Genomic DNA, 12,312 nt, shown 5'->3' with positions numbered 1-12,312 from the left:
TGAACAAGATTTAATTCATTAAAATAAGTATTTAGAATATTAAAACTTTATGATTAATAATGATCCATAAAAGAAAAGGACAAATGCATGAATATCCATGAGTATCAGGCCAAACGTCTGCTTCATGAATATGGAGCACCAATTGCAAATGGTGTTGCTGTTTATTCTGTAGAGCAAGCTGAAAAATGGGCGGAAAAATTGCCCGGACCTCTTTATGTGGTTAAAAGTCAGATACACGCTGGTGGCCGTGGTAAGGGTAAGTTTAAAGAACTTGGTCCTGATGCAAAGGGTGGTGTTCGGCTTGCACAATCTGTTGAAGAAGTTGTTGCAAATGTTCAAGAAATGCTTGGAAAAACTTTGGTAACCAAACAAACAGGTCAAGAAGGTAAGCAGGTCAATCGCCTTTATATTGAAGACGGTGCCGATATTGAACGGGAGCTTTATCTTTCGCTTTTGGTTGATCGTAGTGTTGGTCGAATTGCTTTTGTTGTTTCAACAGAAGGTGGAATGGATATTGAAACGGTTGCTGAAGAGACACCAGAAAAAATATTCACGCTTCCCATTGATGTTGTAGAGGGTGTTACTTCTGCTGATTGTGCAAGACTTTGTGATGCGTTGAAACTACAAAGTAGTACGCGAGAAGATGGTGAAAAGCTTTTTCCGATTCTCTATAAGGTATTTTGCGAAAAAGATATGAGCCTTTTAGAAATCAATCCGCTTATTGTGATGAAAGATGGTCGTTTACGTGTTCTTGATGCAAAAGTTTCTTTTGATAATAATGCTCTATTTCGTCATCCAGATATTTTAGAGTTGCGTGATCTTTCAGAAGAAGATCCAAAGGAAATAGAAGCGTCAAAGCATGATCTTGCTTATGTTGCTCTTGAGGGTACGATTGGTTGCATGGTTAATGGTGCAGGTCTTGCTATGGCAACGATGGATATCATTAAGCTTTATGGAGCTGAGCCTGCAAATTTTCTTGATGTTGGTGGTGGAGCTTCAAAAGAAAAAGTGACAGCTGCTTTTAAAATTATTACGGCCGATCCAAATGTTAAGGGCATTTTGGTTAACATTTTTGGTGGTATTATGCGTTGCGATGTCATTGCTGAAGGTGTAGTTGCTGCTGTTCGTGATGTTGGTTTAAAGGTTCCCTTGGTTGTTCGTCTTGAAGGCACTAATGTTGAGCAAGGTAAAGCAATTATCAATGACAGTGGTTTGAATGTCATTCCTGCTGATGATTTAGATGATGCTGCCCAAAAAATTGTTGCAGCCGTGAAGGGAGCTTAAGCTATGTCGATTCTTGTGAATAAAGAGACAAAAGTTCTAGTTCAAGGGCTTACAGGAAAAACAGGAACATTTCATACAGAACAGGCGCTTGCTTATCATGGTACGCAAATGGTTGGGGGTGTTAATCCTAAAAAGGGTGGAGAAACATGGGAAGGTTCAAAAGGCGAAGCTCTTCCTATCTTTGCTAATGTTGCAGAAGCAAAAGAAAAAACAGGTGCAGATGCTTCCGTTATTTATGTTCCTCCTGCAGGAGCTGCGGCAGCTATTATAGAGGCTATTGAAGCTGAAGTTCGTTTAATTATCTGTATTACGGAAGGTATTCCCGTTATGGATATGGTTAAAGTGAAGGCGCGATTAGAAAATTCAAAGTCTCGTCTTATTGGACCTAATTGTCCCGGTATTCTTACACCAAATGAATGTAAAATTGGTATTATGCCTGGTTCTATTTTTAGAAAAGGTTCTGTTGGGGTTGTTTCGAGGTCGGGAACTTTAACTTATGAAGCCGTTTTTCAAACGAGTCAGGAAGGTCTCGGGCAAACAACCGCGATAGGGATTGGTGGAGATCCTGTTAAGGGCACTGAATTTATTGATGTGTTGGAAATGTTTTTAGCGGATGATGAAACTCAGTCTATTGTTATGATTGGGGAGATTGGTGGTTCTGCTGAAGAAGAAGCAGCACAGTTTCTGAAAGATGAAGCAAGAAAAGGTCGTAAAAAACCAGTTGTTGGCTTTATTGCTGGCCGTACAGCTCCTCCAGGACGTACAATGGGACATGCTGGTGCTGTTATTTCTGGTGGTAAAGGTGGAGCAGAAGATAAAATTGCGGCAATGGAATCAGCAGGGATTCAAGTGTCTCCTTCACCATCACAGATAGGTAAGACTTTGATGTCAGTTTTGAAAGGCTAAAAGAAAATTTCACCTGAATAAGAAAAAGTTCTTAGATTCAGGTGAAAAAACTTGAGTATAAGAAGGTAAAACTTTTTTGAATGTTTGATCATTGCTTGTTTTGTAAGCATTTAAAGGTCGAAAAGAGATATAAGGAGACGGAATAGATGTTCCGGAGAGGTATATGGCAAGGCAGGACGAAATAAATAGCCTTTTTGCACAGACATCATTTCTTTATGGTGGCAATGCGGATTATATAGATCAACTTTATGCTCAATATGAAAAAGATCCTACCAGTGTTGATTCACAGTGGCGTGCTTTTTTTGAAGGACTTCATGATAATAAAGAAGATGTTCTCAGAAATGCTGAAGGGGCAACATGGCAAAGTGATCATTGGCCAGTAAAGGCAAATGGAGAATTGGTTTCTGCTCTTGATGGTGATTGGTCTTCTCTTGAAAAATATCTTGGTGATAAATTAAAGGAAAAAGCAATAACAGGTGCTGCACAAAAGGGAAAAACTTCCAGTGAGCAAGATATTATTCGTGCAACACGTGATTCCGTTCATGCAATTATGATGATTCGTGCGTTTCGAGCACGGGGGCATCTTCGGGCAAAGCTTGACCCTCTTCAATTGGCCGAAAAACAAGAAGATTATAAGGAACTTTCTCCAGAAGCTTATGGTTTTACTCCAGCTGATTACGAGCGTCCCATTTTTATTGATAATGTTTTAGGGTTGGAATATGCAACTATTCCACAAATGCTTGAAATTCTCAACCTTACTTATTGTTCAACAATCGGTGTGGAATATATGCATGTTTCTGATCCGGTTCAGAAAGCATGGCTTCAAGAACGCATTGAAGGAAGAGATAAAAGAATTTCTTTCACACAACAAGACAAGAAAGCTATCCTGAAAAAACTTATTCAAGCAGAAGGATTCGAGCAGTTTTTAGACACTAAATATAAAGGTACAAAGCGTTTTGGACTCGATGGTGGTGAGGCGCTGATTCCCGCTCTTGAACAGATTATCAAATGTGGTAGTGCTTTAGGGGTTAGGGAAGTTATTTTAGGAATGGCACATCGTGGTCGTTTAAATGTTCTTTCACAAGTTCTTGCTAAGCCGCATAGGGCTATCTTTCATGAATTCAAAGGAGGATCTTATAAGCCTGATGATGTGGAGGGATCCGGTGATGTCAAATATCATTTGGGAACTACCGCTGATCTGGACTTTGATGGTAAAAAAGTTCATTTATCGCTGTTGGCCAATCCATCTCATCTTGAGATTGTTGATCCGGTTGTTATGGGAAAAGCACGTGCTAAACAAGATCAACTTATGGGGCCTGCGCATACTGATTTACTCTCATTAAGTGAGCGTTCAAAAGTGATGCCATTGCTTATTCATGGTGATGCTGCTTTTGCAGGACAAGGTGTTATCCAAGAGACTTTTGGTCTTTCCGGTCTTAAAGGTTATCGTGTTGCAGGCTCACTTCATGTTATTATCAATAACCAGATTGGTTTTACAACATCTCCACGGTTTTCACGTTCTTCGCCTTATCCATCAGATGTTGCAAAAATGATTGATGCACCAATTTTCCATGTGAATGGTGATGATCCTGAGGCAGTTGTTTTTGTTGCCAAAATAGCAACAGAATTTCGCCAAATTTTCCATAAACCAGTGGTTATTGATATGTTTTGTTATCGCCGTTATGGGCATAATGAAGGTGATGAACCTTCCTTTACGCAGCCGCTTATGTATAAGGCAATTCGTAATCATAAAACAACACTTCAGCTTTACAGTGACCAATTGGTAGCAGAAGGGGTGATTTCTTTAGAAGATATTGAGCAACAAAAAAAATTATGGCGCGATAAGCTTGAAGGTGAATTTGAAGCAAGTGCTTCTTATAAGCCTAATAAGGCTGATTGGCTTGATGGAAGCTGGACGGGACTCAAAGCTTTTAGTAGTTCTGATGAGCAGCATTCTAGAACAACCGGTGTTGAATTAAAAATTTTAAAGGAAATTGGTCAGAAAATTGTCGAAATTCCGGCAGATTTTCACGTTCACAAAACCATTCAACGTTTTTTAAATAATCGTGCTAAAATTTTTGAAACCGGTGAAGGTGTTGACTGGGCAACCGCTGAAGCTTTGGCTTTTGGTTCACTTTGTTTGGAAGGAGCACCGGTTCGTCTTTCCGGTGAAGATGTTGAACGGGGAACTTTTTCACAACGTCATTCCGTTCTTTATGACCAAGAAAATGAGGTGCGTTATATTCCTTTGAATCATTTACAAAAGGGGCAAGCGCTTTATGAAGTTGTTAATTCTATGCTTTCTGAAGAAGCTGTTCTTGGTTTTGAATATGGATATTCTCTTGCTGAACCACGAGGATTAACGCTTTGGGAAGCACAATTTGGTGATTTCTCTAATGGTGCACAGGTCATTTTTGATCAATTTATTTCATCTGCAGAGCGTAAGTGGCTTCGTATGTCTGGTCTTGTGTGTTTATTGCCTCATGGTTTTGAAGGGCAAGGGCCAGAGCATTCTTCTGCACGTTTAGAACGGTTTCTTCAACTTTGTGCGGAAGATAATATGCAGGTTGCTAATTGTACAACCCCTGCAAATTATTTTCATATTTTGCGGCGACAAATTAAGCGTGATTTTCGTAAGCCATTGATCTTGATGACACCGAAATCACTTTTGCGTCATAAGCGAGCTGTTTCACTTCTCAATGAAATGGGGCCAGAAACAAGTTTCTGTCGTGTATTGCTTGATGATGCAGAATGTCTCAAAGATTCTGTCATTAAGTTGCAGAAAGATAATAAAATTCGCCGTGTCGTTCTTTGTACTGGTAAGGTTTATTACGACCTTTATGAAGAACGTGAAAAAAAGGGTATTGATGATGTTTATCTCCTTCGTGTTGAACAGCTTTATCCTTTTCCTGCAAAAGTTTTGGTGAATGTGTTGTCGCGCTTTTTGCAGGCGGAAGTTTTTTGGTGCCAAGAGGAACCAAAAAATATGGGGGCTTGGTCATTTATTGAGCCTTATTTGGAATGGGTTTTGACGCATATTAATGCGCAATATTCACGTGCTCGTTATGCAGGACGTCCTGCGAGTGCGTCACCGGCCTCTGGGTTAATGGTGAAACACCTTGAACAACTGGCTGCGTTTCTTAAAGACGCGTTAGGTTCTTAATTTATTACTACTCTGATGTATGGAAAAATATTATGACTACTGAAATTCGTGTTCCTACTTTGGGCGAATCGGTTACCGAAGCAACGGTTGGCAAATGGTTTAAAAAACTTGGCGAAGCTGTCGCTATGGATGAGCCTTTGGTTGAATTAGAAACTGATAAGGTAACCGTTGAAGTTCCTTCTCCTATTGCAGGGATATTATCTGAAATCATTGTAAAAGAAGGCGATACGGTTGAAGTAAAGGCTCTTTTAGGAGTGGTGGAAGCTGGAGAAGCTGGTGTCTCCCAATCATCTTCACCTTCTGCTACACTTGTTCCAGTGGCTTCATCTGAATCGGAGAAGTCTGCTTCGAGCAGTGCAATGCCTCCTTCTCCTTCAGCAGCAAAATTGATGGCTGAAAATAATGTTACAAAAAGCGATATTTCAGGTTCTGGAAAACGTGGACAAATTCTTAAAGAAGATGTTCTTGGTGGATTAAAACAAAGTACAAATGCCCCTACACCCTCTTCTTCTGCGACAAGTTCTTCGGCAACTCCTGTCCAAGAAACACGTGAAGAGCGGGTTCGCATGACTAAATTGCGTCAAACAATTGCTCGCCGTCTTAAAGATGCACAAAATGTAGCAGCAATGTTAACCACATTTAATGAGGTTGATATGTCAGCTGTGATGGATTTGCGTAAGCGTTATAAGGATCTTTTTGAAAAGAAACATGGTGTTAAACTTGGTTTTATGGGTTTTTTTACCAAGGCTGTTTGTCATGCATTAAAAGAACTTCCTGCTGTTAATGCCGAGATTGATGGGACAGATATTGTTTACAAAAACTATGTCAATGTTGGAATTGCTGTTGGAACGGATAAAGGGCTTGTTGTTCCAGTCGTGCGAGATGCAGATCAAATGTCATTGGCAGAGATTGAAAAAGAAATTGGGCGTTTGGGGCGCCTTGCGCGTGATGGAAAATTAGCCGTTTCTGATATGCAGGGCGGGACTTTTACCATTACCAATGGTGGTGTGTATGGATCGTTGATGTCAACACCGATTTTGAATGCACCACAATCTGGTATTTTGGGAATGCATGCGATTAAAGAGCGAGCAATGGTTGTTGAGGGCCAAGTTGTGATCCGCCCCATGATGTATTTAGCGCTTTCTTATGATCACCGTATTGTGGATGGGCAAGAAGCTGTAACTTTCCTTGTACGTGTTAAGGAAAGCTTAGAGGATCCGGAACGCCTTGTTCTTGATTTGTAAAATACAGTTTTCAGGATGAAAGGAGAAACGGATGTCTTATGATGTGGCTGTGATCGGAGCAGGTCCAGGTGGTTATGTAGCAGCAATAAAGGCGGCACAACTAGGACTTAAAGTAGCGATTATTGAAAAGCGTACAACATTAGGAGGAACATGTCTCAACGTTGGTTGTATTCCTTCTAAAGCGTTGTTGCATGCTTCAGAAGTGTTTTCTGAAACCCAGCATGGTTTTGAAACGCTTGGTATTTCTATTGGTAAATCTAAGCTTAATCTTGAACAAATGATGGTTCATAAGAAAGCTGTGGTGACAGCCAATACAAGTGGTGTTTCTTTTTTGATGAAAAAAAATAAAGTTGATACTTTTTTTGGGACAGCCAAAATTTTGAGTGCGGGTCATGTGGAAGTTGTTGCCAGAGATGGTAATAAACAAACAATTGAAACAAAAAATATTATTATTGCTACCGGTTCAGAAAGTTCAGGCATTCCAGGGGTGAATGTTGAAATTGATGAAAAGACTATTGTTTCTTCTACGGGAGCTCTTTCACTTGAAAAAGTACCAGCGCATATGATTGTAGTAGGTGCTGGTGTCATTGGTTCAGAACTTGGATCAGTTTGGAGCCGTTTAGGTGCTAAGGTGACCATTATTGAGTATCTTAATAAAGTTTTGGGCTCAATGGATGGTGAAGTTTCACGGCAATTTCAGAAATTAATGGAAAAACAGGGAATAGAATATAAGACGGGAACAAAAGTAACAGCTATTACACAATCTGGCTCAACTGCTCAGGTGACTTTTGAAGCCGTCAAAGGTGGTGCAGCTGAAACTTTAGAGGCTGATGTTGTGCTTATTGCTACTGGACGTTCTCCGTATACGGAGGGGCTTGGCTTACAAGAGGCTGGTGTTCAGTTAGATGAACGCGGATTTATTGCAATTGATGCCCATTGGCAGACGAATGTTCCAGGAATTTATGCGATTGGTGATGTCGTTAAAGGGCCAATGTTAGCGCATAAAGCAGAGGAAGAAGGCGTTGCGGTGGCAGAAATTTTGGCAGGTCAAAAAGGGCATGTTAATTTTGATGTTATTCCTAGTGTTGTTTATACACAACCGGAAATTGCGAGTGTAGGAAGAACAGAAGAAGAGCTAAAAACTGCTGGTATTGAATATAATGTTGGCAAGTTTCCTTTTATGGCCAATGGTCGTGCACGTGCAATGCAAAAGAGTGATGGGTTCGTTAAAATCCTTTCTGATAAAAAAACAGATCGGGTATTAGGGGGGCATATTCTTGGGTTTGGTGCTGGTGAAATGATCCATGAAATTGCAATTTTGATGGAATTTGGTGGTTCATCAGAAGATCTGGGACGTTGTTGCCATGCGCATCCTACCTTATCAGAAGCCGTGCGTGAGGCAGCTTTGGCAACATTTGCTAAACCACTTCATATTTAAAAAGCTTTTAGAAAGTACATTTTAAAAGGTTCTGGGAGCAGAAAATATTTGTGAAGCATGCAACAATATTTTAAAACTTTAAAAAGGAATATAACCAATTGTATTGAAGTGTTCCATTTGTTGTATGCTTTTCGATAATTATTGTTTTAGAGCTCTGTTGTACAGTTTTGATTGATTATCCTATTGTGCACGATTGTTTAGAGCGGTGGTGTTTGGTTTATGTAAAGTTTTATATATGGGGTAGTTTTTATACTGTTATAAAGTATTTAAGATAGGATTCTGAGTTTATTTGCGTGCTTTGTTTTAAGAAAACATCTCTCAAAATGCACAAATCCACTTCACGATGGTGTTCGTGAATGGTATCGCTGTAAAGTTCCTCTTGAAATATATAAATTCATTCAAACTGTTATAAGATCTATTGTGCACTATCATCTTTCTGTTTAGTAAAAGTACACGCTGACATTATAATACACTTTTCAGTTCTCAATATTGCTAAAGCTCTTTGTTATTTGAGAGTTTTCATAATAGAAATTTTTATTCTTTTCTTTTAACATTTTACCTTACACGCTCGCTTTTTTTGTGATGTGCAGACAAAAGATTTTAATTGCTTCAATGTTAGAGAGTTTGTGATTAAGAGAATCTTACAGTATTCAGCATTATGAATCAAGTTGAAAATGATGTTTTATTGTTATAAATCAACATGTTATATATGATGATGAATCATATAAAGAGGGAAGCCAAGAGGAGTTTGCTCAAAGAACTTGAATTGTTTAATGATTGGTGTGGGTTAAGGATCTTTGTCATTTAAGATGAAGAGGGCAGGGATTGTATATTCTACAAAATACCGCTCTTCTTTAAAAGAGCGGTATTTTTATTATCTTTGTTTATGACACTATCTTTTTGATGATAATGACAAGTGATGCAGTGTGATTAAATTAGTTTTTTCTTTTCTGTTTTTCTTGATCAAAGATGATATGTTTCTTCTTTGAGGTTGTTAAGAAATCGCAATGTTGCCAAAATATAACGAATAGCTAAATTTTTTTTGAAAACCATAATTACATGAGAATATTAAATTTGTTTTCAGTAGGCAGTTTTCTGATAACTTAAAAAATCAAGCATATGCTTTCTATAGGTATTAAAATTCTAATTTTTTATCCTCTTGTTGTTCTCTTATAAAAGTGGGAAGCCCCATATGATCAAGATATTTAAGGAAAGGGCGGGGTGGTAATTCCTCTACATTGACCATAGTTTTAACATCCCATTCACCTGTGGCAATGAGAAGGGCTGCTGCGGCGGCTGGTACACCGGCTGTATAAGAAATACCCTGTGCTCCGGTTTCATTAAAAGCTTGTTTGTGATCGGCTATATTATAGATAAAAATTTCTCCCGAGTGTCCATCTTTTTCGCCTTTAATAAGATCTCCGATACAGGTTTTTCCTGTGTAGTCTGGGGCGAGAGAAGAAGGGTCGGGTAAGACGGCTTTCACGACTTTCAAGGGCACGACTTCTTGACCTTCTGCCGTTTTAATTGGTTGTTCGGATAAGAGTCCGAGGTTTTTTAGAACTGTAAAAACAGTGATATAACGATCACTAAATCCCATCCAGAAACGGACATTCTCTACATCAAGATTTTTGGAAAGTGAATGAATTTCATCATGTCCTGTCATATAAGCTTTTTGTTTTCCAACAACAGGAAGATCCCATTCATGGCTGACTTCAAACATTTTATTGGAAGTCCATTTTTTATTTTGCCATGACCAGACTTGTCCTGTAAATTCACGGAAGTTAATTTCTGGATCAAAGTTTGTAGCAAACCAACGCCCATGATTTCCGGCATTAATATCAATAATATCAATATCTGTGATTTTATCAAAATAATCATCGCGCGCTAATGCTGCATAAGCATTCACTACACCTGGGTCAAAACCTGCTCCTAAAATAGCGGTTATACCAGCTTTTTCACATTCTTGACGCCGAGGCCATTCATAATTGCCATACCAAGGAGGTGTTTCACAAATTTTCAATGGGTCTTCATGAATCGCTGTGTCGATATAAGCGCATTTAGTTTCAATACAAGCTGAAAGAACAGACATATTAAGAAAGGCAGAACCAACATTAATGACAATTTCACATTTAGTCTTTTGGATGAGCTTTATAGTTTCTTCTACATTCATGGCATTGAGCGAATGGCTTTTGAGAATCCCCTGTTCTTTCATTGTGTTTTTTTCTTTAATAGAAGCAATGATGGCTTCACATTTTTTGAGTGTTCGTGAAGCAATATGAATTTCACCAAAAATATCGTTGTTTTGAGCACATTTGTGTGCAACAACTTGTGCAACACCTCCAGCACCAATAATGAGAATATTTTTTTTCATTGTAGGTTTATCTCCTTTTTAATACTGTTGTATGACGTTTTTATGGTTGATCTTTATGAAAGGCTTTCCTGATAGTCGTTATAGCTAAATTGGCGTTGAAGTGTTAATGTACCATCGCACTCTTTGAGAACAATAGCAGGCATTGTAACGCCATTAAACCAGTTTTTCTTGACCATTGTATAACCTGCTGCATCCTGAAAAGACAGTCTATCGCCTATTTTGAGAGGTTTTTGAAATTGAAATGTTCCAAAAACATCGCCGGCAAGACAAGATTTTCCACAAATCATAATTTCGTGTGGTCCTTGATTGGGTTCTAATTTGGCATTTTCACGATAAATGAGAAGATCAAGCATATGAGCTTCAATGGAGCTATCGACGATGGCTAGATTCTTTTCATTATACAATGTGTCAAGAACGCTGACTTCTAATGTGGTGCTTTTGGTAATAGCAGCTTCTCCTGGTTCTAGAAAAAGAGTAACACCATGAGTTTTAGAAAATTGTTTTAAGCGTTTTGCGAAAGCTTCTAGAGGATAATTTTCAGCCGTAAAATGGATACCACCGCCAAGGCTTATCCAGTCAACCGCAGCGAAAAGTTCTGCAAATTTTTCTTCCATATACCCAAGCATTTGGTTAAAAAGATTAAAATCAGCATTTTCACAATTATTATGGATCATTAGTCCATTTATGAGGGGTAGAACTTCTTTAATAGCGCTTTGATTGGTTTCTCCTAAGCGGCTAAAAGGGCGAGAGGGGTTGGCAAGATCAAAATTGGATGCGCTGATTCCTGGATTTAACCTCAAGCCTCTTTGAATGGTTTTTGTTGCATCAGAAAAGCGTTGAAGCTGTTGGATTGAGTTAAAGATAATTTTGTCTGTATAGCCACAGGCTTCATCAATTTCATGATCGGCCCAAGCCACTGAATAAGCATGGGTTTCTTTACCAAATTTTTCTCTTCCTAAACGCAGTTCATAAAGGGATGATGATGTGGTTCCATCCATGAATTCAGACATTAAATCAAAAACACTCCATGTGGCAAAACATTTTAAAGCAAGTAAAATTTTAGCTCCGGACATTTCCCGTAAACGAGAAATTGTTTGCATGTTTTTGATGAGTTTCGATTTGTCTATAAGATAATAGGGGGTTTTTATCATCATTTATTCATTCTTTTTTGAAGGATCTTATTACCAAGATCAACGTTTAGTACAAAGAGTAACAGAATGTCTCAAGAAAAAAGAATCTTAAGAAAAGAATCTGTTTCTGTCTAGCAAGAGAAAGGCTTTCTGTAATTACTGTTGTTTATTATGTTGAGTTTTTTGCTATGAGTATGAAAAAAAAATTATGTTACGCTTTAGCTTTTGTATTGGTTAGCAGTTTTTTCATTATAACAACCACTCTTGTTAATTGGGGGCAAAATAGGAGTGATGCTAAAGCCAAACTGGTTGCACAGACTTCTGTCCAAGATGGTTCGGTGCCTTTGATTTTTACGGGGCGTAGAGAAATTAATGGTTTTAAAGGTTATCGTCATTATCGGCGTGGTTATCGTAAATACAGTGATAATTGGTGGTATCCTGAAATGGCATTTGTTACATCACCGCACTTAAGCACAAAAGGCCCATCATTAAAAGTTGTATCAAATGCTAAAAAAGTATTTTTAACGTCTTCTTCGGAAAAATTAGAAAAAAAAGAGCCATGGATGCTTAAACAACATATTGAATCTTGCCGTGCGCGTTATCGCTCTTATAATAAAATTGATAATAGTTTTCAGCCTTTTCATGGGGGGCGTAAGCAGTGTTTATCACGCTTTTTTAAAGGATAGAAAATAAATAAAATTTTAATTACTTCTTGTCGTGGGCGTTATTGTTCTTACAATAAAGAGAAAATTGTGTGGTGCGCAATATTTTCA

8 protein-coding genes are annotated in these 12,312 nt (G+C 38.4%); 6 read left to right on the top strand and 2 right to left on the bottom strand.

The window, feature by feature from the left end; translation table 11 throughout:
* Positions 1-87: 87 nt before the first annotated feature.
* The 5 genes from sucC (at position 88) to lpdA (ending at position 8,035) form a co-directional block, all read left to right on the top strand.
* Positions 88-1,284, top strand: a complete 1,197-nt coding sequence (gene sucC, locus PVV60_RS00140) for an ADP-forming succinate--CoA ligase subunit beta (protein WP_273722348.1) — start codon at positions 88-90, stop codon at positions 1,282-1,284.
* 3 nt (positions 1,285-1,287) lie between these two features.
* Positions 1,288-2,190 (top strand): succinate--CoA ligase subunit alpha, encoded by a 903-nt coding sequence (gene sucD / locus PVV60_RS00135; protein WP_273722347.1) that lies wholly within the window; start codon positions 1,288-1,290, stop codon positions 2,188-2,190.
* Between the two features lie 163 nt (positions 2,191-2,353).
* Positions 2,354-5,353, top strand: coding sequence for a 2-oxoglutarate dehydrogenase E1 component (locus PVV60_RS00130; protein WP_273722346.1), 3,000 nt, complete (start codon positions 2,354-2,356; stop codon positions 5,351-5,353).
* Between the two features lie 32 nt (positions 5,354-5,385).
* Complete coding sequence (odhB, locus tag PVV60_RS00125; protein WP_273722345.1) at positions 5,386-6,597, top strand: 2-oxoglutarate dehydrogenase complex dihydrolipoyllysine-residue succinyltransferase; 1,212 nt, start codon at positions 5,386-5,388, stop codon at positions 6,595-6,597.
* 31 nt (positions 6,598-6,628) lie between these two features.
* On the top strand, positions 6,629-8,035 hold the full coding sequence (gene lpdA / locus PVV60_RS00120; protein ID WP_273722344.1) for a dihydrolipoyl dehydrogenase: 1,407 nt from the start codon (positions 6,629-6,631) through the stop codon (positions 8,033-8,035).
* 1,135 nt (positions 8,036-9,170) lie between these two features.
* On the opposite strand, the gene PVV60_RS00115 is transcribed toward lpdA, so the two are convergent.
* Positions 9,171-10,409 carry a saccharopine dehydrogenase family protein gene (locus tag PVV60_RS00115; protein WP_273722343.1) on the bottom strand — a complete coding sequence of 413 codons (1,239 nt, stop codon included), beginning with the start codon at positions 10,407-10,409 and terminating at the stop codon, positions 9,171-9,173.
* A gap of 53 nt (positions 10,410-10,462) precedes the next feature.
* Positions 10,463-11,560 (bottom strand): carboxynorspermidine decarboxylase, encoded by a 1,098-nt coding sequence (locus PVV60_RS00110; protein ID WP_273722485.1) that lies wholly within the window; start codon positions 11,558-11,560, stop codon positions 10,463-10,465.
* 167 nt (positions 11,561-11,727) lie between these two features.
* On the opposite strand from PVV60_RS00110, the gene PVV60_RS00105 reads away from it, so the two are divergent.
* Positions 11,728-12,225, top strand: coding sequence for a BA14K family protein (locus tag PVV60_RS00105; protein WP_273722342.1), 498 nt, complete (start codon positions 11,728-11,730; stop codon positions 12,223-12,225).
* Positions 12,226-12,312 lie beyond the last annotated feature (87 nt).

The sequence above is a fragment of the Bartonella sp. AU18XJBT genome (genome assembly GCF_028618595.1).
Classification (GTDB): Bacteria; Pseudomonadota; Alphaproteobacteria; order Rhizobiales; family Rhizobiaceae; genus Bartonella.
This window is presented reverse-complemented; position numbering and strand designations above follow the sequence as displayed.